The following is a 24571-nucleotide window of genomic DNA, read 5'->3' as shown; positions in this document are numbered from 1 at the left end:
ATAAATAGGCTTTAATGATAACTCCATAGCAGCTAAAATAAAATACAACAGATGAAGATAGCCGTTATTGGTACCGGATACGTAGGTTTAGTTACCGGAACCTGTTTAGCCGAAACAGGAAATGATGTAATTTGTGTCGACATTAACGAAGCAAAGGTAAAACAGATGCAGGCGGGGGAAGTGCCGATTTATGAGCCTGGTTTAGACCTTTTGTTCCATCGGAATATTGAGGAGGAACGATTAACCTTTACCACCAATCTTGCCGATGCCGTAAAAGATGCGCAGATTATTTTTATGGCTTTGCCAACGCCTCCGGGCGGAGATGGTGCTGCCGATCTTTCTTACATTTTAGGTGCTGCAAAGGATATTTCCAAACTGATTACCGAATACAAGGTCATTGTAAATAAATCGACTGTTCCGGTTGGCACTGCGGATAAGGTTAAAGCCGTTTTTGCCGAAAATACCTCGATCGAAGTAGATGTGGTTTCTAACCCCGAGTTTTTAAGGGAAGGTGTAGCGGTTGATGACTTTATGAAACCCGACCGTGTTGTTTTGGGAACAAAAAGTGAAAAAGCGAAAAAACTGATGACCGAATTATACGGTCCTTATGTTCGTCAGGGAAACCCGATTCTTTTTATGGACGAACGTTCTTCTGAACTGACCAAATACGCTGCAAACTCTTTCCTGGCTACAAAAATCACTTTCATGAACGAAGTAGCCAATCTTTGCGAGCTGGTTGGTGCTGATGTTGATGCAGTGAGAAGAGGTATAGGTTCTGACGACCGTATCGGTAAACGTTTCCTTTTCCCTGGTGTAGGGTACGGAGGTTCATGTTTCCCGAAAGATGTTCAGGCATTGGTAAAATCATCTGACGATTATGCCTACGATTTTCAGATCCTGAAATCGGTAATGGAGGTTAACGAGCGTCAAAAAACAATCTTGGTTGATAAAGTGCTTAAATATTATAAAGGTAATATTACAGGCAAACATTTTGCCCTTTGGGGATTGGCTTTTAAACCCGAAACTGATGATATCCGTGAAGCACCATCTTTATATATTATTGATGCGCTGGTTAAAAATGGTGCAAGCGTAACCGTGTTCGATCCCGAAGCAATGGCGAATGTTAAAAATATTATTGGCGATCAGGTAAATTATGCTAAAAACCAATACGAGGCTTTGGAAAATGCTGATGCACTGTTGATTGCGACAGAATGGTCGGTTTTTCGCAACCCCGATTTTGAGAAAATAGACAGTACGTTAAAAAATAAAGTGGTTTTCGATGGTCGAAATTTGTATGATTTGCAAAAAATGATCGATCTTGGCTATTATTATAATAGCATAGGTAGAAAACTGTTAACCCTCTAGTCCCCTAACGGGGAGTTGTGACACAACTTTAAAAAGCTGATAGAATGAACGATATAAATACAAAATCCCCTTCAGGGGATTTAGGGGCGAAAAAGAGAATATTGATTACAGGTGCAGCCGGATTTTTGGGTTCACACCTTTGTGATCGTTTTGTGAAAGAAGGTTACCATGTGATCGGAATGGATAACCTGATTACCGGTGATATGGCGAACATTGAACATTTGTTCAAATTAGAAAATTTCGAGTTTTATAACCACGATGTTTCCAAATTTGTACATATTCCTGGTCAGCTCGACTATATCCTGCACTTTGCCTCACCAGCAAGCCCAATCGATTACCTTAAAATCCCAATTCAAACCCTTAAGGTAGGTTCGTTAGGTACGCATAATCTTTTGGGTTTAGCGCGGAACAAAAATGCCCGGATGTTAATTGCTTCAACTTCTGAAGTGTATGGCGATCCGAGTGTAAATCCACAACCAGAGGAATACTGGGGCAATGTAAATCCTGTTGGACCGCGTGGTGTTTACGATGAAGCCAAACGTTTTCAGGAAGCCATTACCATGGCCTACCATACCTTCCACGGTGTAGAAACCCGGATTGTTAGAATCTTTAATACTTACGGACCAAGAATGCGACTGAATGATGGCCGTGTTTTACCTGCTTTTATCGGACAGGCGCTCAGAGGAGAAGATTTAACTATCTTTGGGGATGGAAGTCAGACCCGTTCTTTCTGTTATGTTGATGACCTGATTGAAGGGATTTTCCGTTTACTGATGAGTGATTATGCCCAGCCCGTAAATGTTGGTAACCCGGATGAAATTACCATTAAACAGTTCTGCGAAGAAATTATCAAATTAACAGGCACTACACAGAAAATTGTATACCGGGAGCTTCCGCAGGATGACCCTAAACAACGTAGGCCCGATATTACCAAGGCGAGAGCGATATTGGGATGGGAACCAAAGATTGGCCGTGCTGAAGGATTGAAAATTACATACGAATATTTTAAATCATTGCCTGCAGAGGCTTTGGAGAAAATAGATCATAAAGATTTTACCACATTTAACCGTTAAAATGGCAAAAATATTAGTTACTGGTGGAACAGGATATATAGGTTCGCACACAGCCGTAGAGTTACACAACGCAGGATATGAAGTTGTAATTATCGATAATCTTTCGAACTCGAATATTAAAATTTTAACCCAGCTTCATGCCATCACTGGCAAATGGTTCGATTTCCATGAAATCGACCTGCAGGATGATAAAGCTGTTCAGGAATTTGCAGAAAACCATACCAATATTGATGGAATTATCCATTTTGCAGCCTCAAAAGCTGTAGGCGAATCGGTAGAGCAACCTTTAAAATATTACAAAAATAATTTTTACGGTTTGATTAACCTGTTAACATCGTTTAACAGAAAGATTAATTTCGTGTTTTCTTCCTCTTGTACCGTTTATGGCCAGCCAGAAACGCTGCCCGTTACAGAAGCTGCTCCGGTGCAGAAAGCAGAATCTCCTTATGGAAATACCAAACAGATTGCCGAAGAAATATTGGCAGAAACTGCTGCAGTAACCCCAGATTTAAACATTATCGCTTTGCGTTATTTCAATCCAGTTGGCGCACACGAAACGGCGCTGATCGGCGAACTGCCAAATGGAGTGCCTGCAAACCTTGTTCCTTTTATTACCCAGTCGGCTATCGGCAAACGTGGCCCGATTACCGTTTATGGAAATGATTACAATACTCCTGATGGTTCCGCCATCCGCGATTATATTCATGTGGTTGATCTTGCAAAAGCACACGTTGCAGCCATTAAAAGATTAGAAGAAGGAAAAGCTGCAACCAATTACGATGTTTTCAACATTGGTACAGGAAAAGGCTCTTCTGTTTTAGAAATTATCTCAGCCTTTGAAAGGGTAAACGGAGAAAAACTCGATTATAAGATTGGTCCAAGAAGAGCAGGCGATATTGTTCAGATTTATGGAGATGTAACGAAATCGAATCAAGAACTGGGATGGAAAGCGGCGCTTGATATCAATGAGATGATGCGCTCTGCATGGGAGTGGGAAAAATACATCAAGGCCAATCCTTTTTAGATGAAGTTAGCTGAGCACAAAGATTTAAAAGCTGCTATAACAGAACTGCCTGTAAAAGAAAAAGACAAGCTGTTGTTGCGTTTGGTGGCCAAAGACAAAGTGCTCACAGAACATCTTCATTATAAATTATTAGAGGATGAAACTGATCTGGAAGACCGCAAAGAAAAGATTAAAGCCGATGTAGATGAACAGATTCTGGAACTGAAAAAACTAAATGCCAAAGAAGCCTTAGTAAAAGTAAGGAAAATGATTACATCGGTTAACCATTTTTATAAAGTGACCAAAGATCCGGTTGGAGAGGTAGAGCTGAAACTGTATATCCTCAATGCTATCCCTTTCGACTATAAAAAATCAATTTTTGGTTACCGCGATTTTATGATGCTTTTTAGTATATTTTACTTGAAAACGGTCGCGGTAACCCTAAATAAATTCAAAAAACTGCACGAAGATCTGCAGTTCGATTTAAGTGAAGACTTAAATCATTTGCTCGATAAAATCTATTCCTCTAAACTGGCCGGTGCGGCAGAGGCCAGTAATCTGCCAAAGGAGATCAGTTAAAGCTACAACCTACCACGATGTTCGGATTATTTAAAAAGAAAAAAATAGCACCCGAATTTAATTTCTCTGAGATCGGAACGGATATGCATTCGCATATTATTCCAGGTATTGATTATGGTGCACAAAACATTAAGGATTCTTTGCTTTTGGCCAAAAAGTTTAAAGCTTTAGGATATAAGAAGCTGATTGCCACACCACACATTATGGCCGATTATTTCCGGAACACACCCGATACCATTAACCGTGGGCTGGATACGTTACGGAAAGGCTTGCAGGAAGCAGCACTCGATTTAGAAGTTGATGCCGCTGCCGAATATTATCTGGATGAAACTCTGAAAAAAAAATCAGGCAAAAAGAGGTGCTTACTTTTGGTGAGAACTATGTTTTATTCGAACTCTCTTATATCAATGCCCCCCAAAACCTGATCGATTTTATTAAAGTGATGCAAGATGCCGGATATAAACCTGTTCTCGCTCATCCCGAAAGATACCCTTATTATTATAATTCTTTTGAAAGTTATCACCAAATCAGGGAAACAGGCTGTTTGTTACAGATGAACAGCATCGCCTTAACAGGTTACTATGGTTCTGGTGCAAAAAAAGTGGCAGAAGAAATGGCCGAAAACCATATGGTTGATTTTATAGGGAGCGATATGCACCATTTAAAACATGCCGCCGCACTAGAGGATAGCCTCAGTACGCCGCTAATGCAACAGTTGCTTACACAGCATCAGTTGAATAATGCACTTCTTTAGGTTCATTGGTTCATTTGTCATTAGTTCATTGGTCTGGGCATATAGCACATCTTGATTGGTTAATAGTTTAATGGTTCATAGCTTAAATGGCTCATGGCAGATGATGGTAGCAATTCGTTACAATTGATTTTAGCAACTTACCTTTAGGCTTAACTATGAACTAATGAACCTCTGGGCTACTGCCATGAACTAATGAACCATTGACCAATGAACTAGTGAACCAATTTACTCGTACCTCAATGCCTCTACAGGATCCAACTTGGATGCTTTTTTTGCAGGATAGTATCCGGATAGAATGCCTACCAACACACACAGTACAAAGCCGCCGATGATAAAGAGCCAGGGAATCAGGAAAGAACCGCCCATGGCGAGCGAAATCAGGTTGCCCAATACAATGCCGAGGAAGATACCAAACACACCACCTATTAAACAGATGACCACTGCTTCAATTAAAAACTGACGGCGGATTACCTTAGGATTTGCGCCAATTGCTTTACGGATCCCAATTTCACGGGTACGTTCGGTAACCGAAACGAGCATAATATTCATCAATCCGATCGAAGCACCAATTAAGGTAATAATTCCGATCGCTACACCGCCAATGGCCACAAAAGCAAGATTTTCGAATAGGGTTTGGGCAATGGCATCACTCTTGGTGATTTCGAAATTGTTGGTTTCACTTATTTTTACCTTCCGGATATTCCTGAATAAGGCTGTAGATTCGCCGATAATATTCTCCTGCATTTCGTTGCTGGGAACCATTACTGTTATGGTATAGGAAGGATTTGCATTGGCATTAATCTGTTTTGCTTTTAACAAGGGAACGTAAACGGCCCTGTCGCCACTAAAGCCCATGCTCGATCCTTTTTTCTCTAAGATACCTACAATTTTGAAACGGTTGTTGCCTACGTTGATCAGTTTATCTAAAGGATCAGCATCTTTGAACAATTTTTCAACCACCTCACCACCAACGATACAAACGTTGCTGCCCAGTTGTATTTCAGAAACACTAAAATTTCTTCCCTGTGATAGATTTAGTCCTTGAGAAGCCAAACCGTTTTCATCAATCCCCTGAACATTGATGTTGGGATTGGTTTTTAAACTGCCGTATTTGATGGTAGAACCTCCGCTGGCGAAAACGCTTACAGCTACGGTTGCCGGGGTGTTCAGACTGTCTTTAAACTTAACAGCATCTTCGTAACGGATAGCTTTAAAGGGTTTAGGCCGTTTACCGTTTCCAATCCTGATCCCTGTACCGCGGTTCCTGATGGTAAATGAATTGGCACCCATACTACTAAAAGCATCGGTCATACTTTTCTTTACAGCATCAAGCGTGGTTAAAATCCCAACCAAAGCCATTAAACCAATGGCAATAATCAAGGCGGTAAGCATGGTACGCAAGCGGTTACCTTTAATAGATTCTAATGCCAGTCTGATGTTTTCTCTGTAATTCATTTATTGTAAGTATCAAGTCAAGTATCGAGTATCAAGTATGAAGATAGGATTTACCCTATACCCTACACCTTTTGCCTTAAACCTTTATGTGTAAAAATAAAAAAAGTCCCGATGTTTAGACAAGGGGACCGCACTATATGTTACAATAATATTTTATTTATGCCGAGAAACTCGTACCACAGCCACAGGTGCTGGTAGCATTCGGGTTAACAAAGGTAAAACCACGTGAATTTAATCCATCCTGCCAATCGATCATCATGCCCATTAAGTACATCTGGTGTGCTTTGTTCATGAAAACTTTAATGCCATCAATGAAATATTCCTGATCGCCATCTTTTCTCTGATCGAAACCTAAGATATAATTCATGCCAGCACAACCGCCACCTTCTACGCCTACGCGTAATCCGTAATCTTCGCTAATCTCCTGCTGATCTTTTAATTTATATAACTCTTTAGCTGCTCCTTCTGAAAAAGTAACTGGTGCAAATGCTGTATCAACTGTTGTGCTCATGTTATTTAAATTTTATCTGTTACAAATATAAATAATAATGCACATTTTTGCTTTTAACGGTTCGTTAATATTACCGTAATTAAACAATACTTATGAATACCCAACAGATTTTAATTGATGTAGTGATCTTATTTGCAGGCATTTTCGCTGCGTTAATGGCCGTTTATTATATCTTAAAGAGTGATATCCAACGTTTTTTCGACTTAAAAACCATTGAATTGAATAAAGAAAGCAGGACACATCTTTTACCCTTGCGGTTACAGGCACATGAGCGTTTAATCATTTTTATCGACCGGGTTAACCCTGCAAACCTACTTGTGCGCCTGCACCAACAAGGAATTGCCATCGCAACGCTTCAGGCTGGCATCTTAAATGAAGTGCGTTCAGAATATCAGCATAACATCACACAGCAATTATATGTAGATAGCGTAACCTGGAATGTAGTACGTAAACTAAAAGACGATACCATTGCCATGATCAATAATGCCGTACAGGGATTGCCTGCTGATGCAAATGGGATCGAACTGAGCAAAGCTGTTTTACAGCACATGGCCAGCATAGATGAAAACCCATATGATTTAACGATTGAGCTGATCAAAAAAGATATCCATAGGTTGTTTTGATTGAGGTTAACTGGTTAATCGTTTAAATCGGTTAATTGAAATCCGGTTCTTACCCAATTTTACTATTAACCGATTAACCAGTTTCAACAATTAACCACTGGATGCAGTTAACCAATTAACCAGTATATACAGTTAACCAACAACACCGGGGTAATGAACTAGTGGCTTATGAACCAATGAACCAAATATATGAGCGATAAAAAACATACTACCACTTCGGGCATTGAAATTAAGGCCTTGTATACGGAGGCGAAGCCAATGGAAGAGTTGCCCGGCGAATTTCCTTTTACCAGAGGAATCCAGCGGGATATGTACCGTGGCCGTTTATGGACCATGCGGCAGTATGCCGGTTTTTCGACTGCTGAAGAATCGAATAAACGTTATCATTATTTATTGGCTCAGGGAACAACGGGTTTATCGGTTGCTTTCGATCTTCCTACACAGATCGGTTACGATTCTGATCATGAAATGGCCGATGGTGAAGTAGGAAAAGTTGGTGTAGCTATTGATTCGTTAAAGGATATCGAGATTTTGTTCGATGGTATTGAGTTGAAAGATATTACTACTTCGATGACAATCAATGCTACTGCTTCAATTTTGCTGGCCATGTACATTGCATTGGCTAAAAAACAAGGTGCAGATTTAAAGCAGATTTCAGGTACTATTCAAAACGATATCTTAAAAGAATATGCAGCGAGGGGAACTTACATCTATCCGCCAAAGCAGTCGATGCGTTTGATCACTGATATTTTTGAGTTCTGTAGTAAAGAAGTGCCGAAATGGAATACCATTTCTATTTCTGGTTACCATATCCGCGAAGCCGGATCTACTGCAGTACAAGAACTTGCTTTTACACTCGCCAATGGGAAAACCTATTTAAAGGCCGCTTTAGACAAGGGTTTAAATATTAATGTATTTGCAAAACGTTTATCTTTCTTTTTTAACTGCCACAATAATTTCTTCGAAGAGATCGCAAAATTTAGGGCAGCAAGGCGCATGTGGGCAAAAATTACCAAAGATTTAGGTGCAACAGATGAGAAAGCCCAAATGCTGCGGTTTCATACGCAAACCGGTGGTTCTACCTTAACAGCGCAACAACCATTAAATAACGTCATCAGGGTAAGCAACCAAGCCATGGCTGCGGTTTTAGGTGGCACACAGTCGTTACATACCAACGGTTATGACGAAGCACTTTCATTGCCAACCGAATCGGCTGCCAAGATTGCACTGCGCACTCAACAAATTATTGCCTTCGAGAGCGGTGTTACCGACACTGTGGATCCATTGGCGGGATCATTTTTTGTGGAGAGCTTAACCGATGAGGTGGAAGCTGCTGCATGGGCTTATATCGATCGGATAGATGCCATGGGTGGTTCGGTTAATGCTATTGAGAGCGACTATATGCAAAATGAAATTGCCAGTGCTTCTTATCAATATCAAAAGGAAATTGAAAGTGGTGAAAGGATCTCAGTAGGCGTAAATAAGTTTACGCAAGAGGAAGAGGGTTTAACCGAAGTTTTCAATGTAGACGACTCCATCCGTAAGTTGCAATCCGAAAAGCTTGATCAGTTAAAAGCCACCCGGGATCATGCAGCTGTAGAAAAGGCATTGCATGACTTAAGTGAAGCTGCCCAAGGCGAAACGAACCTGATGCCACTCATTATTGATGCGGTTGAAAAGTATGCTACACTTGGCGAAATTGCCGATGTATTTAGAGCTCGTTTTGGCATCTATTAAACAGGGTTGATATCAAACTGCAAAGGCTTTGGTATTTGCCTTCTTTGGCGTTAAAATCTATTTATGCTGTTTTGGAAATAAATAAACAAAACCACTATTCCGTAATACTTAAATAAGGGGTTAAGCTGTCGTAAAATTCATACGAAAACAAAGAATAAGATGTTAAATTAAAAAAGATTGAATTGATAAGATTAAAATGATGTTTGTTTGTGTTAGTTATTTATCTGATTTTCAGTTTTTTAGTTGGGAATAGGTGCTAAAAAACTTAATTCATGATCATAATGGCTTGGAATTTGCTTTTCCAATAACGATTTGAAATTAATCGGAGTGATCCATGTTAAATAAACGTTAATGTGGATAACCAGTGTTAATAAATAGTTATCAACATAAAAAATTGAGGTTAAGCGGGCTACTATATTCCTTATCAGTACGTTACGATTTATTTGAAATTTTTGTTTAAAATGTTGATAATTTTCTCAATATTCGTAGTCCCGAAACGGACCATCCCTTTAATCCGAATCGGCACTGTAAACCAATAAATTAAAGAAATCGCAATGGAAAAAACTTGTACAGAAGTGTGGAAGAACTGTCTTCAAATTATTAAGGACAACATTCCGAACCAAAGTTTCAAAACTTGGTTCGAGCCAATAACAGCCCTTAAATTGGAAGGTAAGGTTTTAACCATACAGGTGCCAAGTTTGTTCTTTTACGAATGGCTTGAAGAACATTATGTAGGCTTGCTACGTAAGACTGTAAAAAAGCAACTTGGAGAGGATGGCAGGTTGGAATATAATATCGTTGTAGATAAATCATCAAACAGCGGTAATCCTTATACTACCAATATGCCCTCAAATGGAAATGGAGCGGAGGCAAAGGTACAATCGATGCCAATTCCGGTTTCCATTAATAAGGATATTAAAAACCCTTTTATTATCCCGGGATTAAAAAAATTAAATGTTGATCCACAATTAAACTCGAACTATACTTTCGAAAATTATATTGAGGGAGATTGCAACCGCCTGGCACGTTCTGCAGGTTACGCTGTAGCAGCTAAACCAGGAGGTACGTCTTTTAACCCATTAATGATTTACGGTGGAGTAGGTTTGGGTAAAACGCATTTGGCGCAGGCAATCGGTAACGAGATTAAACGCAGCATGCCAGATAAGCTGGTGATCTATGTAAGCTGTGAGAAATTCTGCCAGCAGTTTGTAGACTCATTAAAAAACAACACCATTAACGATTTCGTTAACTTTTACCAGGCAATGGATGTGATCATTATGGATGATGTGCACAACTTTGCAGGTAAAGAAAAAACACAGGATATTTTCTTCCATATCTTTAACCACTTACATCAATCAGGCAAACAGGTGATCTTAACATCTGATAAAGCACCGAAAGATTTGGCTGGCTTGGAAGAGCGTTTGTTAAGCCGTTTCAAATGGGGCTTATCTGCGGATCTGCAGATTCCGGATTTAGAAACGCGTATTGCTATTTTAAGAAAGAAAATGTATGCTGATGGTATTGAGTTACCTGGCGAGGTTGTAGAATATGTTGCACACAATATAGATAACAATGTTCGTGAGCTGGAGGGTGCTATGGTATCGCTTTTGGCGCAGGCTACATTGAATAAAAAAGAAATCGATTTGGCCCTTGCTAAACAGATGTTGAAAAACTTTATCAAAAATACTTCGAAGGAAATTTCAATGGAATACATCCAGAAATTGGTTTGTGAGTATTTCGAGGTTCCTGTTGATATGGTTAAATCGCAAACACGTAAACGCGAAATTGTTCAGGCACGTCAGATTTCGATGTACCTTTCTAAAAGTCATACAAAGTCATCGTTGAAAACGATCGGTGCATTCTTCGGCGGTCGCGATCACAGTACCGTAATTTATGCTTGCCAAACAGTAGAAGATTTAATCGATACTGATAAGAAGTTTAAAGCATACGTACACGATATCCAAAAGAAATTAAAAATGAGCTAAACCAAGTTCAGGGATAGAAGGGTAAAAGGGTTTAAATTAAAACCTTTCATCCATGTTCAAGTGTTTATGCAACAATAAAGGCCAGGTATTTTACCAGGCCTTTATTGTTTTCCCTCTATCACTTTATAAAATTCTTCTTTGTAAACATCCCCAAGAGGTATAATCGTTTCGCCGATATATATTCTGCTTCTTTCGATGCTACTGATCTTTTTTACTGCAACAATATAGGATTTATGTACCCTGATGAACTGCTTTTTAGGAAGTTGTTCTTCTGTTTTTTTGATATTCTGAAGGGATAAAATTTTATCTGTCGTGGTTTGAATGGAGACGTAATTTTGCATGCCTTCTACGAACAGGATATCATCCATATTTACCTTAACCAGTTTGTATTCTGTTTTTACAAAAATAAAATCGTTTTCAGGTTCGGTAGGTTGATAATGAATAAGAGGTTGAACGGGTTCTGCCAAACTGAAATGGCGTATGGCTTTTTGTACAGCCTTATAAAAACGTTCGAAAGATACCGGTTTGAGCAGGTAATCAATCGCGTTGTTTTCAAAACCATCCAGGGCATATTCGGCATAGGCCGTGGTTAAGATAATCTGACATTTATCATTAACGATTTTCATAAACTGAACACCGTTGAGCTGGGGCATTTGTATATCCAGAAAAACAAGATCTACTTGCTTTTTCATAACATATTCCAGGGCTTCTAATGGGTTGGTGCCGCTAAAAACCAGCGTGAGATCTGGGATTTTGCTGATATAATCATTCAATATATCGATAGCCAGTGGCTTATCATCAACAACTACGCAACGGATCATATATTTTTAATATTCAGGTTAACGGTAAAAGTATCATTTTCGTCGGTAATCACAAGTTTGTGCCGATCGGGGTAAATCAGTGCCAGCCTTCTCTGTACATTGGCTAAGCCTATTCCTCCGGTTTTATCCTTATAATCGTTGTTTTTTTTGTTGGAAACTTCAAAGTTAAAGTCACTTTCATTGATGGAAAGATTAATCTTTACCGGATTTTCGGCATCGTTTACTATTCCGTGTTTAAAAGCATTCTCTACAAAGTTGATCAAAATCAGCGGAGCAATTTCTTTTCCAGCTTCATCACCATTAATCTCCAGATCGATATAAGCAATCCCTTTTTGTCCGATTTCATAGAGTTCAACTACATTTTTTAGATAAATTATTTCTCTTTCAATCGGTGCGAACCGATCGTTGCTTTCTTTAAGCATGTACCGTAAAAGTTCTGATAATTTTAATACTGCTTCTGGTGCCTCTTTCGCTTTTTGATAGGTAAGTGCATAAATATCGTTGAGGGTATTGAATAAAAAATGAGGATTGATCTGCGATTTTAAATAGGCCAGTTCTGTTACAGCCTGTTCTTTTGCAAGTTCCTGCTGTTTTTTCTGTGTTTCGAAATATTCGCCAACATAACTTATGGCAATGCTGAAAAATATATACACATAATTTTCAAATAACAGCGTTTGAAAAGACAGCCAGAAATTGAGTTTATCTAAATAAACATAAGAGTACCAGCTAAATTTTTGGGGAAGCAGGGTGGCATATACATATTTGTGGATAGGGGCCAGCAGCGAAAATAGGATGATGAGCGATATAACGTAGAGAATGATCCTTTTTCTCCTTGCAAACATCGGCACCAGCACAAGAAAGTTGGTGTAAAAAATGCAGATTGGAAAAAGAAGCGTGATGAGCTTAACACTGAGTGTAGAGGCAATACTTGCGAAATTGAGATCGCCAATATTAAAGGTCTGGAACCCAAAGAGTAGTTCTTTGAGCCATAAGATAAGCCAATAGCCGATATGTAAATAGGTAAAATGTGCTTTTTTCATCTCCGAAATTTGTTAAAAATAATACAATCCCATTATAAGGCTGTACTAAAAAGTATGAAAGCACTGTTTTTATACACCAACGCCGAAATTTAAGCAGTGAAACCCTTTTTTGATCAATTGGCGGTTCGTCAATGAAATAAAGGCTTTGGTCAATTGCATCCTTTGCACTTATTCTTTCTACTGCAACTTTGAAGAAAATTAATCACCAGGAAATGAAAAATATATTAAAATCTTCAGTTTATATTTTGCTGCTTGTAACTGTTTGTTATCAGGCCAAGGCACAGCCGATAAACGAAACCGAAAAATACTTTCTGTTTTTTAAAACATGGAATTTTCTGAAATACTATCATCCCAAGTTTACCAAAGGGAAAGAAGATGCCGACGCTATTTTTATGAAAAAGCAAAGTCTTTTGGATCATATTCATCGTAAAGCCGAACTGAATACATTTTTGATGGAGATGGTTACTGATCTTGGAAACGACGCAGAAAATCTAAAAAATGGTGATTTACCTGTTTTAAAAATGGGCTCTTTCCATCAATGGTATATGAATAATGTACTGATCAACACCGAACTAAAAAATAAGCTAATGGGTGTTTACAAGCACCGTGATACTGTTGGCAAACATTATGTTCCTGCATTGAACTACACTGCTGAAATCCCCAATGAACGGAAATACAAATTCCCGGATTCCATCAACCTGCCTTTGGGCATGCGGCTATTGGCGCTGGCCAAGTTACAGGGCGTGATCGATTACCTCTACCCGCACAAAACTTTAATGGATGAAAGCTGGGACCAAACAGTGAAAAACAATATCCTGCTTTTTAAAAACTGTGCTTCCCGTATGGATTATGAGGTGCTGCTGCTAAAAATTGTGGCCAAACTAAACGATACCCATGCTTATAACCGCTTTTATGATAATTTAACCTATAAAAAGGAAATTTTTAAAAACAGCTATTATCCACCTTTCGACTACCAGATTATCGACAACAAAATATTGGTTACCGGAATTATTGTGCCGGATCTCTGTGCGGAAGCAGGGATAAAGGCAGGCGATTTAATCACGGCAATTAATGGAATAGCCGTAAACAAAAAGATCGACGGACTTAAGGGACTACTTTCTGCCTCTAACCGGAATACCTTAATTTTTAAACTCAACAATTACCTTACCAATCTGATGTGGAGCAATGATTCTTCTCGGTATCGTTTAGCTGTTTCTTCATCAGGAAAGAAAAAAGAACTCTTGGTCGCTTTTGTAACCTCAAAAAACAGGAACGGTATCCAGGCGATCAATAATTATATGACCGCCAAGTTGAAAATTAAGGAAAATATTTTGCCATTTAAAGTAATGGATGATGGAATCGCCTACTTCAATATCGATAAAATACGCGGGCTTTTAGATCATGTACAAGAGGATCATTTGGATGCAAAAATGGACTCTATTTTAAATTTAGCTGCAAAACAAAAAGGAATGATTTTCGATATGCGGGGTTATCCCAGCTGGGGTGGCTTTGTTTTTCATTACATCTATAAGAAATTCGCGATGCAGCATAATCTTTTTGGGCAGTATTTTCAGGCTGATGCCACAAATCTGGGAAGCTTTTCCTCAATACCAGGCACTTTTACCTACTACCCTGACGGGGTAAAGGCTGAAAGTTTTAGGTATACGGGCAAGGTATGCATCATCGTTAATTCGGATACCCAAAGTTTATCTGAGTGGAATACCATGAATTTGCAGTACACATTCCCTAACGCAATTACCATCGGTGAGCAAACAGCGGGAGCAGATGGTGATGAAAAATGTATCAATATTCCCGGAAATTACAATATCTATTTTACAGGCAATGCCATTTATTATCCCGATGGAACACTTGCACAGGGAAAAGGAGTAAAAATTAATAAAATAATTAAACCAAAAATTGAAGATATCCTCGCAGATAGGGATACGCAACTCAATTTTGCTATTAAATCTGTTCAATAACCTTTAAAAAATATATGATGAAAAAGATTCTTATAATACTATTACTATTGATTGTTCTCAAAGCGGGCGCAACAGTCAAAATTGAAAGCAGTGACAGTATTAAAACTTACATTGAAAAAGCACTTAGGATTATAAAAAACAGATCGGTAAACAGCGATAAAATAAACAGCGATAAAATAAACTGGGATAAAATTGAGCTGGAAGCAACTGAACAAGCTGCAAAGTTTAAAAATATAAGAGAAACTTATCCTATTATAAAAGATGTACTTGAAAAATTAGGTGATTCACATTCTAAATTTTTTACGCCAGAAGTTGTTGAATCTTATGTAAAAGGCTACCGGGCAAGCGGACTGCCTTTCCCAGAAATACAGACAGCATTTTTAGAAAACCGTTATGCTTATATTGCTTTGCCGGCATTTTATAGCTACAATATGAATGAATGGAACGAATTTGTAAATCATTTCAGAGCTGAACTGTTAAAACTTTCGGCTCAAAAGCCTAAAGGATGGATATTGGATCTGCGCGATAATGAAGGCGGGATGTTTGCACCCATGTATGCTGCAATAGCACCTTTGCTCGATCAATCTAACGTAATCGGCTGGATGGATAGGAGCGGGAAAAACAACTTTTTTAATTTTAAAGATGACAGGTTATTCGAAAACAAAAAAGCTGTTTATCTATTTAAGCTCACAACAGATAAAATAAAAATCAAGAATCTTAATCTTGCGGTATTGGTGAACGAAAAAACAGCCAGTAGTGCCGAATTTGCTGCGATATCTTTTGTTGGACAGAAAAATGCTACCATAATTGGCAACAAAACAAATGGATTAACCTCGGCAAACCAGGAGCATAAGCTGAGTGATGGCGCATTTTTGGTCTTAACCGAAGGCATTACCATCGATAGGAATTTAAACCAGTATGCTGAAATTGGAGTGGGCCTTGTTGGTGATGTTAAAGTTGGTCGGCTTAGTGGAGATGAGGGAAAAGACAAACAATTATACCTTGAAAAGGCGTATGAGGTATTAAATAAGAAAACTGTTCGCTAATAAAAAAAGCTCCTTAATTTTTTGATTAAGGAGCTTTTATTTATAAATGGATTATGTTTAACGTTTTTCCAGCTCGGCTAAGCCATAGTACAAAGCGGCAACATGTAGGGCTTGGGCAATTTTATTGTCTTTGATCAACTGTTTAACTTCTTCAACGGTATATTCTTCAACATTTAATATTTCGTGTTCATCTAAATGCTGTTCGTGAGTTTTAACACCACCCGTTAAAATGTAGGTGAAAGTTCTATTGTTGGCTGTTGCCGGATTGGGGTAAAGCTCGGCAATAAGTTTACAGGTTTTAAAACTGTAACCGGTTTCTTCCAAAAGCTCACGTTTAACGGCAAACTCAGGTGCTTCGTCACCGTCAATTACACCTCCCGGAACTTCGAGCGAAACAATATCAGCTGCATGGCGGTACTGGCGCACCATAATTATTTTTCCTTCTTCGGTTAATGCAATCGCGTTTACCCAGTTTGGATATTCTAAAACATAATAGTCGTCTTTTATCACACCGCCCGGAAGTTTCACTTCATCTACCCGTAAGGTAGCCCACTGCTCGCGTACTAAATATTTAGAGGCAAGTTTCTGCCACTTTTCTATAATCATTATTGATGTTAATTGAGTTTATTTAAAACTAAAAACTGCCAACTCCTAACTGATATACTGTTGTATTGTTTTCTGGCGGTGCAGGTTTACCAAATGTACAATCTTGTGCTGATCTGACAAGTATTGATAAACTAAATTAAGTTTTGGCGCAATGGTTTGATTGCGATCCTGACTCACGCCTAACTCGTAATACAGAAATTCGCTTAACGAATCGAGTTTTTCTGGCGGGAGATTCCCTTCAGTTAACCAGTTTTCAAAAATCGTCAGATCTTCGCTTTCAAGAATTTCTTTAGGCAACAGAAAACCACTCTCCATGGTTTCGTCGAAAATTTGATTGGCCTCTGCTAATTTGCCCTCCAATTTGAGTCCCATAATGCGGGCCAAAACCTGGGCCAATTTCTGAATTTCTGCTGTAATTAAATCTCTTCTATACATTAGGGTTGTAATGTTAAAATTGTTGCAAAGTTGGAATGTTTTGTAACGTTCGAACGGGAAAAGGCTCCAACTTATGGACTATGGACTACCAGCTTCCGCTAGAGCCTCCTCCGCCAAAACTCCCACCACCAAAGCCGCCGAATCCTCCGCCACCTCCGCCAGAAGAACCACCTCCCCAGCCGCCGCTGCTTCGACCACCGCCACCGCTTCCAAAAAGCATGGCCCAAAATAAAGCGTTAGATGCGCCACGTCCGCCAATTACTTCGCTTCCGCCTCCGCCACCTTTTCGCATGATGATGATGATCACAATTACAATAATGATGATAATGATAATACTACCTGAGCCACCTTTCTTTGAAGAAGCTTTTGGATTGTCATTTTTATATTCACCCCTGGTGTATTTTATAATCGATGTAGTACCCTCATCCAGACCTGCATAATAGTTGCCTGCTTTAAAATTGGGCTTAATGTCGTTATCGATAATACGTTTGGCATAAATATCAGGTAAGGCCCCTTCTAAACCATAACCGGTTTGGATGGAAATTTTTCTATCGCCAACAGCAACAACGATCATGATCCCGTTATTTTTGCCATTTTGACCAACGCCCCATTTTCTACCCAACTCTACTGCATATTCGTTGATGTCGTAATCGCCTACCGATTTTAATATGGCTATGGCAATCTGTGTAGAGGACGAATCGCTAAAAGTTACCAATTTACTTTCCAGCGCTTGTTTTTGTTCAGAAGACAATACATTGGCATAATCATTAACCAAAGTACCGGGCTTTTCTGGGAAATCCTGCGCAAAACCGAAAGTGAATAATAAAGTGAATAATGATAAAAGGAATATTTTTTTCATCGCTTATTTGTCCTCTAGGTTATCCATAAAAACGATATCGTTTGGCAATTCATTAATGTCGCCTTTTTGAGGAGGAAAAAATAAGGCTAGTTTCTCTCCTGCCAATGCTACCCCGGCAATAATGCCATCAGCCAAATTGCCTTTTGCAAAATGTGCTGTCATGGCAATTTTAGTAGTTTCCCAAAAATTTTCAGGTACCAACTGGTGAATCCCAACGTCGCCAATAATGGCAAATTTATGATCTGCATGTGCCAGATAAATTAGCACGCCATTTCTTTTGGCTGTTTTATCCATATCCAGCTTGGCAAAATATTCGGTAGCTTTTTCATATGGATCACCTTCACAATGTTTATCAATAGCGATCCTGATTTCTCCTGAAGTTGCTTTTTCGGCGCTGGAGATGGTATCTGCTATTTTTTCTTGTTCAATATCTGAAAATAACGACATGTGTTTATTTTATATGAAGTAAAAAGGGTAATAAATGTTCAGTTAAGTAAACATTCACTACCCTTATATATTGTGGAGAATATTAAAATTCTACTTTGGGTGCATCTTTTGCAGAAGCATCGGCCTCGAAATATCCCTTAGGTTTAAAACCGAACATTCCAGCTGTTAAATTGGTAGGGAATGATCTGATTTTGCCATTATATTCCTGTACTGCATCGTTAAAGTCTTTACGGGCAACTGTAATCCTGTTTTCGGTACTTTCTAGCTGAGCAGATAAATCGCTAAACTGTTGGGTAGCCCTTAACTCAGGATAGTTTTCGGTAATGGACAGTAATTTACCCAAAGCCTGGCTCAATTGTCCTTGAGCGGCCTGGTATTTCTGAATGTTTTCTGGTGTTAATTCGTCGGCTTTAACCGTCATTTGCGTTGCTTTAGCACGGGCTTCAGTCACTGCAGTTAAAGTACCCTGTTCAAATTTGGCTGCACCTTTTACAGTAGCTACCAAATTTGGGATTAAATCTGCCCTTCTTTGATACTGGGTTTGTACGGTTCCCCATTTCGATTTAACGTTCTCATCCAATTTAACCATGCTATTGTATCCGCATGAGCTTAAAGTGCTAACCGCAATAACGGCGGCAAGAATTCCAAATATTAATCTTTTCATTTTTATGGTTTTTGTCTTTATAATCAAACTGAATTATGGTCAATTTACGAATTAGATATCAAATTGTATGCCTTTGTTACAGTTTCGTTAATTATCTGCCAGGTTGACAAGCCAGGTAAGGGTTCTGGATAGATTGAAATGGAAGATTTTGTTTATGAGCGTTTAACATCTAGCGATTTAAATCTCGTTTTTTTATTTGAAGTGCAAGGTCTTTCGCTTTTATTAGTAGCGAGGCTAATAACTTCAGGCTGTGGCACGGAAAATCGACATAGTAGCAGAATCAACCTAATTAAACCCGATCGGACGGATGCCCCCGGTTTAAGCACTGGATATCCTTATTTTATGGTGTGCTTGCTTTTTGCACTGGTTTCATCGGGGCAGGAGGTAGAGCGGGAACAAAAAAGCCTATGGAATACCGTAATTGCTTTCCGGATAAGTGAATTATTTTAGGGCGTTTATTAAGCATTTGTAACAGCATGTTAAATAGTATCAATTTTTCTTGATAGTTACCTATCTTTGTACCGTTCGGGATAAAAACCTGACATGATATGCAAAAAGACATCGAAATTACGTTGCTCCCTCATGAGGTAGAGCAAACTGAGTTAGTCAACCAAAAACTAGCTGAAGCCTTAAAATTACCTGAATCCAGGATCAAAGGCTTTGAAATCCTGAAAAGATCTATTGATGCCCGTTCGCGGAAAGTCATTTTTCGTCTCCAGGTAAAGGTTTTTGTGGATGAAGAAGCCATTCCGGAAGTGTATACCATCAACTATCCAAATGTAAGTGCAGCTAAGGCTGTGATTATTATCGGGGCTGGTCCGGCAGGTTTATTTGCGGCCCTTCAGTGTATCGAAAATGGCTTAAAACCCATTATTATCGAACGTGGTAAAGATGTAAAGCAACGCCGTAGAGATCTGGCTGCTATTAATAAACAAGGTTTGGTAAATACCGAATCCAATTATTGTTATGGCGAAGGTGGTGCAGGTACTTACTCTGATGGTAAATTATATACACGGTCTAATAAACGTGGCGACATTAACAAGGTGCTTCAGGTTTTTGTAAACCATGGCGCAGAGCCCGATATCGCAATCGATGCCCGTCCGCACATTGGTACCAACAAACTGCCACATATCATTACTTCCATAAAAGACACCATCTTAAATGCTGGGGGTGAAGTAATGTTCGATAGCCAAATGACCGATATTTTAATCGAATTTGGCAAAGTAAAAGGAATAGAGATTAATTTTCAGGACAAGTTGTTGGCCGATGATATTATCCTGGCAACAGGTCATTCAGCAAGAGATGTTTACGAATTGTTAAATAAAAAGAATATCCTGATCGAGGCCAAACCTTTTGCTTTAGGGGTACGGATAGAACATCCTCAGGAGATTATAGATTCGGCACAATACCATTGCGATATCCGATCAGAATTTTTACCACCGGCCTATTATAGTTTGGTAGAGCAGGTCGGTGCCCGGGGTGTATTTTCTTTTTGCATGTGCCCGGGAGGTATTATTGCTCCATGTGCCACAGGTGAAAATGAAATTGTGGTTAACGGTTGGTCGCCATCTAAGCGGAACAACCCTTATGCCAATTCTGGAACAGTGGTTCAGGTTACCTTAGATGATGTTCAGGGTTACGATCCGCTCAGGATGTTGCATTTTCAATCAGAAATTGAAAAAAGAGCCTTCGAAGCTGGCGGTGGCAATTTGGTTGCCCCTGCACAACGCATGGTCGATTTTGTGAATAATAAATTATCGATCGATCTGCCCAAGAATTCTTATCTCCCAGGTACCAAAAGTTCGATGCTCGATAACATTCTGCCCGATTTTGTATCTGATAGTTTGCGCGCGGCATTGCCTTTGTTTGGAAAAAAAATTAGGGGTTATTATACCAATGAAGCCATTTTGGTTGGTGTTGAAAGTAGAACATCATCGCCGGTTAGGATTCCAAGGGATAAAGAAACCTATCAGCATCCTCAGGTAAAAGGGTTATATCCCTGTGCAGAAGGTGCCGGTTATGCAGGTGGAATTGTATCTGCCGCAATAGATGGAATTAACTGTGCGAATGCAATATTAAGCGCATCATAACAAACTTTATATTATACCAATTGTTGTTTTGGTATGTTTAATATCACCAACGAAATTAAAAAAGCCTTTAATGGCGATGCCTGGCATGGTAACCATGTAATGCAAACGCTAAATAACGTAAATCCCGAAAGTGCATTTAGTCATTTTGTTCCAGATGCACATTCTATTGCTGAAATTGCTTTGCATTTAACGGCGTGGACAGAAGAAGTTTCTTCCAGATTAACTGGTAAGCCAGCTGAGGAGCCTGCAATGGGCGATTGGCCGGAGCCTGAAGGTAGAACGCCAAAAGATTGGGAAAGAATTATTTTTAACTTTAAAGTGGCCAATGAGGAACTCATCAGGGTTTGTGAAGCCATAAAAGATAACCAGTGGGATGATGAATTGAAGAGCGGAGGAAGTACTGCTTTAGGAACAGGGGTAAGCAATATCGAACTTGTAAACGGTTTGGCACAACACCACGCATACCATTCCGGCCAGATTGCATTGCTTTCAAAATTTTAATTTGTTTAATCCTTAAACCTGTGTAATCAATTTAATAACAATGAAGAAGACATTAATCATTGGCGCATCGCCTGATCCTTCAAGATATGCCTACAAAGCAGCCAATATGCTCAAACGTTTCAATCACGATATTGTGAATGTAGGTATAAAAAGGGGAGAGGTTGCAGGTGTAGAAATTGAAAAACCTGGTGATATCCATAACGATATCGATACCATAACTTTATATATTGGCCCACCTTTACAAGCACAATATCACGATTATATCCTGGCAACAAAGCCAAAGCGCGTAATTTTCAACCCCGGAACGGAGAATTACGAACTCGAAAAATTATTGGATCAGCACGATATCGAGCCTGTTGAAGCCTGTACCTTAGTGTTGTTAAGTACTGGTCAATATTAAAATCTGTACACAACACCCCAGTTTACATAATCTGCCTGAGCAAAATGCATGTAAGTTTTGGCTTGTAAGCCCAGGTGCGGTGTAATGTTAAAAGTAGGACCGAAGGTCCAATACCAGGATGCTTTTTCCATTAATCTGTTGTAGTGTATATATTTTCCGATCTGTGCAGCAACGGTTAAGCGCCATAAATTAATGTCAGCGCCAATGCTTATGCCTGTGCGCCACTTATCATATGAAGTACCATAATTCTGGAAGGTTCTAACATAATTATTTGGATCGAAGATGCTGAAATAATAAACGGCATCTGCACCTGCTTTAAGCGATATTACATCGTGCAGGTAAAAGTTGTAACCCGCATATAATCCACTTTTGTATAAACTTTTCGTTCTATCGGCAAATACCCCTCTTGCACCTATACCTGCACTGATTTCGATAGCATTTCTTTGCAGCGTGGTGTATGTGCTTTTCCGCTCAGCCGTTAATGTTTTCGGATTGTTTAATTTAAGCCCAACATAAACATTTCCGGTATTTAGGCCGCCATTTGGAACTGTGGCACCTCCATTCGATACATGTAAAAAACCGAAACCTGCCATTAAATCAGCATATTTGCTTAGCGGGAGTTCCATGCCTAAATCGGCTTTAATGGTTTCGTTAATCGGGCTTCCCAGAAACCTGTTTTTGGTATTATTGAAATAATACTTATTCGTATAACCCAAGCCAACACCCGGCGTAAAATTAAATTTAACCTTCCCAATTGTAAACAATCGAAAATCCATCTGTGCCACCAGGCCATATACTTGTCCAAAAGCATTTGCCGAAGTATCTTTTGTGCCCTTTAATTTGCTCAGATCCCTGAAAATAAAGCCGATGCCATACGATTTTGCGCCAATGAACCCGATCCATTTATCACTGTTCTGGCTAATATCATTAAAATAAGCCGCATCAAAACCTGTAATCTGGTCTTGAAACAAATGTCCTTGATCACTATTTACATGTGTTCCAAATATAGGCTTCAGGATAATCGAATGATTTTCAGGCGCAATTTGTGCTCTGGTAAAGCATGTACTACCAATAATAAGAATAAATGAGAGTAGTTGTTTTTTCATGAGGATATCATTAGCTTTTACTAAAACGATAAGCGAGACTATAAAAGGCATAGCGGTAACCCGTGGCACTTTTTTTAACTTCGTTCGAAGTGAAGGTGGCGGTATAATTGGCTGTCCAGCGGGCAATGGCAAAAGTTAAACCTACCTGCGTGGTAAAAACAATAGGTTTAGGTTTAAAGGTGATTGGTCCTTTGTCCTCCAAAAACAAGCCGCCCTGCAAACTGGAATCAAAAGCAACAGCATGTAATTGCGGACTCACCGAAAAAAAAAGCTCGTATTTGCGTTGCGCTTTATTGGTATTGTTGTTATTTACTAAACTGTTAAAGGCCGCAGAACCATCCATATCATTAAATCGACCCAATCGGAACATCGCACCAAGGTTAGCTTTGGTAATTACATTGCCAACAGCAGCCGAAGTTGTTCCTGTTATATCGAATATCTTATTATTAGTAGTAACTAAAAGTTTATTATACTCTATGCCTAAGTTTAATGTAGGTTCGCTGTTTAAGCCATATTCCCAGCCTTCAATTTGATTCTGGCCTACCAGTTTATGAAATGCCTTTTGAAATTTTTCACCAAAAGCATCTTTTCCTGTAACCCCTAGCTGTGCAGAAACTTTAAGCATTTGCTTATTTGCGTAAAACCGGCTATAATTTGCTTCCCCATAAAGATAAGCGGTAAAAGGACGGTCCTGAAGCGCAGGATTTGGTACAAAACTGTAATAAGGATTGTAAATTTTCTGACCAAGTTCAAAACCGATGATTTCTTTGTTTCTTCCTGGTTTTAAATTTTCTCCATTTAGGGCATGCCTAAATTTAATGAATGCACCGTTTGTATAGTAACGATCGCTGGTGATGTCTATATAAGCATCGTTCTCGGAAATGACAACAAGTTCATTTTTGTAATTTTGGGCATAACTAATTTCAACTATGCTGATAAAAAGCAGAGAAAGGTATAGTTTGAGCATCAATTTCATTTTTTTGGGATGATTTTAATAAAGTTATAAAAGTATTAAATATTGTTCGAAATTTCAGTGTTACTATATAGGTTAGGAGGAATTGACTTCCGAAGTTTAAATGGGCCAAGCGTAAGGGGAATTTCGGAATGCTAAAGCCAGAGACTACATTCTCTTTTTTAGCAAAGCAGGCGCGGTGCTACTATATAAGTACAGTCCCGCCCTTTGTTCCAAATCCTCGGTTCGTTCCTCACCTTTGGGTTTTCCACTATGGTCGGGTTTATCTGGCAAAGACTTCCTGATTTTCAAACGGCTGTGCGCAGGCGAAACTTCGGAAGCCTGGGGGGCGGCAGCCCCTAAACATCTATTTCTTCAAAAAGTTTTGGCCTGTCCGATATTTTTTCCTGTTGAAAACCATGCACTTACCTTAAACTGTGTACTTATAGTGATATTTTGTTTGCGGGTACGTTAAAATTCCCTACTTTTGCATCCCGCTTCGGAGGAAGGGTTTTGAATGAAAGGATGGCGCAGGAGATC

The 24571-nt window shown here is 39.2% G+C and carries 24 protein-coding genes and 1 pseudogene; 14 read left to right on the top strand and 11 right to left on the bottom strand.

Features of this window, described 5'->3' with window-relative positions; genetic code table 11:
• The first annotated feature begins 51 nt into the window (after window positions 1-51).
• The 5 genes and pseudogenes from R2S57_RS21565 (at window position 52) to R2S57_RS30585 (ending at window position 4774) form a co-directional block, all read left to right on the top strand.
• Window positions 52-1365, top strand: coding sequence for a UDP-glucose/GDP-mannose dehydrogenase family protein (locus tag R2S57_RS21565; RefSeq protein WP_316847015.1), 1314 nt, complete (start codon window positions 52-54; stop codon window positions 1363-1365).
• A 44-nt stretch (window positions 1366-1409) separates the two neighbouring features.
• Window positions 1410-2438, top strand: coding sequence for a UDP-glucuronic acid decarboxylase family protein (locus R2S57_RS21560; RefSeq protein WP_316847014.1), 1029 nt, complete (start codon window positions 1410-1412; stop codon window positions 2436-2438).
• Window position 2439: 1 nt separating this feature from the next.
• Window positions 2440-3462, top strand: coding sequence for a UDP-glucose 4-epimerase GalE (galE, locus tag R2S57_RS21555; RefSeq protein ID WP_316847013.1), 1023 nt, complete (start codon window positions 2440-2442; stop codon window positions 3460-3462).
• Entirely contained in the window at window positions 3463-4020 is a 558-nt protein-coding gene (locus R2S57_RS21550; RefSeq protein WP_316847012.1) for a hypothetical protein, read from the top strand.
• 17 nt (window positions 4021-4037) lie between these two features.
• A pseudogene (locus tag R2S57_RS30585) lies at window positions 4038-4774 on the top strand (tyrosine-protein phosphatase).
• Window positions 4775-4999: 225 nt separating this feature from the next.
• Here R2S57_RS30585 and R2S57_RS21535 read toward each other — a convergent pair.
• Both R2S57_RS21535 and R2S57_RS21530 read right to left on the bottom strand, forming a co-directional pair.
• Window positions 5000-6229: an ABC transporter permease gene (locus tag R2S57_RS21535; RefSeq protein ID WP_316847009.1), complete on the bottom strand. Its 1230-nt coding sequence runs from the start codon at window positions 6227-6229 to the stop codon at window positions 5000-5002.
• 157 nt (window positions 6230-6386) lie between these two features.
• A complete protein-coding gene (locus R2S57_RS21530) occupies window positions 6387-6740 on the bottom strand; it encodes a HesB/IscA family protein (RefSeq protein ID WP_238415818.1) in 354 nt (117 codons plus the stop codon).
• Window positions 6741-6832: 92 nt separating this feature from the next.
• Here R2S57_RS21530 and R2S57_RS21525 point away from each other — a divergent pair, with 92 nt between their 5' ends.
• The 3 genes from R2S57_RS21525 to dnaA all read left to right on the top strand — a co-directional run bounded on the left by R2S57_RS21525 (window position 6833) and on the right by dnaA (window position 11085).
• Window positions 6833-7363, top strand: a complete 531-nt coding sequence (locus R2S57_RS21525; RefSeq protein WP_316847008.1) for a hypothetical protein — start codon at window positions 6833-6835, stop codon at window positions 7361-7363.
• Window positions 7364-7552: 189 nt separating this feature from the next.
• On the top strand, window positions 7553-9100 hold the full coding sequence (locus tag R2S57_RS21520; protein ID WP_316847007.1) for a methylmalonyl-CoA mutase: 1548 nt from the start codon (window positions 7553-7555) through the stop codon (window positions 9098-9100).
• Between the two features lie 554 nt (window positions 9101-9654).
• On the top strand, window positions 9655-11085 hold the full coding sequence (gene dnaA, locus R2S57_RS21515) for a chromosomal replication initiator protein DnaA (protein WP_025145530.1): 1431 nt from the start codon (window positions 9655-9657) through the stop codon (window positions 11083-11085).
• 101 nt (window positions 11086-11186) lie between these two features.
• Here dnaA and R2S57_RS21510 read toward each other — a convergent pair whose 3' ends face one another.
• Both R2S57_RS21510 and R2S57_RS21505 read right to left on the bottom strand, forming a co-directional pair.
• Complete coding sequence (locus R2S57_RS21510; RefSeq protein ID WP_316847006.1) at window positions 11187-11906, bottom strand: LytTR family DNA-binding domain-containing protein; 720 nt, start codon at window positions 11904-11906, stop codon at window positions 11187-11189.
• Window positions 11903-12946 carry a sensor histidine kinase gene (locus R2S57_RS21505; RefSeq protein WP_316847005.1) on the bottom strand — a complete coding sequence of 348 codons (1044 nt, stop codon included), beginning with the start codon at window positions 12944-12946 and terminating at the stop codon, window positions 11903-11905. The genes R2S57_RS21510 and R2S57_RS21505 overlap by 4 nt, the downstream gene beginning before the upstream one ends.
• 212 nt (window positions 12947-13158) lie before the next feature.
• Between R2S57_RS21505 and R2S57_RS21500 the strand changes: the two genes are divergently transcribed.
• Complete coding sequence (locus tag R2S57_RS21500; RefSeq protein ID WP_316847004.1) at window positions 13159-14925, top strand: S41 family peptidase; 1767 nt, start codon at window positions 13159-13161, stop codon at window positions 14923-14925.
• Window positions 14926-14942: 17 nt separating this feature from the next.
• Window positions 14943-15971, top strand: a complete 1029-nt coding sequence (locus R2S57_RS21495) for a S41 family peptidase (RefSeq protein ID WP_316847003.1) — start codon at window positions 14943-14945, stop codon at window positions 15969-15971.
• Between the two features lie 57 nt (window positions 15972-16028).
• On the opposite strand, the gene R2S57_RS21490 is transcribed toward R2S57_RS21495, so the two are convergent.
• The 5 genes from R2S57_RS21490 to R2S57_RS21470 form a co-directional block, all read right to left on the bottom strand.
• Entirely contained in the window at window positions 16029-16577 is a 549-nt protein-coding gene (locus tag R2S57_RS21490; protein WP_316847002.1) for an NUDIX hydrolase, read from the bottom strand.
• 45 nt (window positions 16578-16622) lie between these two features.
• Window positions 16623-17012, bottom strand: a complete 390-nt coding sequence (locus tag R2S57_RS21485; RefSeq protein WP_316847001.1) for a hypothetical protein — start codon at window positions 17010-17012, stop codon at window positions 16623-16625.
• Window positions 17013-17097: 85 nt separating this feature from the next.
• On the bottom strand, window positions 17098-17871 hold the full coding sequence (locus tag R2S57_RS21480; protein WP_316847000.1) for a TPM domain-containing protein: 774 nt from the start codon (window positions 17869-17871) through the stop codon (window positions 17098-17100).
• 3 nt (window positions 17872-17874) lie between these two features.
• The gene (locus R2S57_RS21475) at window positions 17875-18318 is read right to left on the bottom strand and encodes a TPM domain-containing protein (protein WP_316846999.1); all 444 of its coding nucleotides are present in this window, start codon (window positions 18316-18318) and stop codon (window positions 17875-17877) included.
• A gap of 82 nt (window positions 18319-18400) precedes the next feature.
• Entirely contained in the window at window positions 18401-18982 is a 582-nt protein-coding gene (locus tag R2S57_RS21470) for a LemA family protein (RefSeq protein WP_055907879.1), read from the bottom strand.
• 138 nt (window positions 18983-19120) lie between these two features.
• On the opposite strand from R2S57_RS21470, the gene R2S57_RS21465 reads away from it, so the two are divergent.
• The 4 genes from R2S57_RS21465 (at window position 19121) to R2S57_RS21450 (ending at window position 21973) form a co-directional block, all read left to right on the top strand.
• Window positions 19121-19432, top strand: coding sequence for a hypothetical protein (locus R2S57_RS21465; RefSeq protein ID WP_316846998.1), 312 nt, complete (start codon window positions 19121-19123; stop codon window positions 19430-19432).
• Between the two features lie 98 nt (window positions 19433-19530).
• On the top strand, window positions 19531-21072 hold the full coding sequence (locus tag R2S57_RS21460; RefSeq protein ID WP_316846997.1) for an NAD(P)/FAD-dependent oxidoreductase: 1542 nt from the start codon (window positions 19531-19533) through the stop codon (window positions 21070-21072).
• A 33-nt stretch (window positions 21073-21105) separates the two neighbouring features.
• On the top strand, window positions 21106-21573 hold the full coding sequence (locus R2S57_RS21455) for a DinB family protein (protein WP_316846996.1): 468 nt from the start codon (window positions 21106-21108) through the stop codon (window positions 21571-21573).
• A gap of 40 nt (window positions 21574-21613) precedes the next feature.
• A complete protein-coding gene (locus R2S57_RS21450) occupies window positions 21614-21973 on the top strand; it encodes a CoA-binding protein (protein WP_316846995.1) in 360 nt (119 codons plus the stop codon).
• Here R2S57_RS21450 and R2S57_RS21445 read toward each other — a convergent pair.
• A complete protein-coding gene (locus R2S57_RS21445) occupies window positions 21970-23079 on the bottom strand; it encodes an acyloxyacyl hydrolase (RefSeq protein WP_316846994.1) in 1110 nt (369 codons plus the stop codon). The two genes, R2S57_RS21450 and R2S57_RS21445, sit on opposite strands and share 4 nt — an antisense overlap.
• 10 nt (window positions 23080-23089) lie before the next feature.
• A complete protein-coding gene (locus R2S57_RS21440) occupies window positions 23090-24046 on the bottom strand; it encodes a lipid A deacylase LpxR family protein (protein ID WP_316846993.1) in 957 nt (318 codons plus the stop codon).
• Window positions 24047-24571 lie beyond the last annotated feature (525 nt).

The sequence above is a fragment of the Pedobacter psychrodurus genome (assembly GCF_032678585.1).
GTDB lineage: Bacteria > Bacteroidota > Bacteroidia > Sphingobacteriales > Sphingobacteriaceae > Pedobacter > Pedobacter psychrodurus_A.
This window is presented reverse-complemented; position numbering and strand designations above follow the sequence as displayed.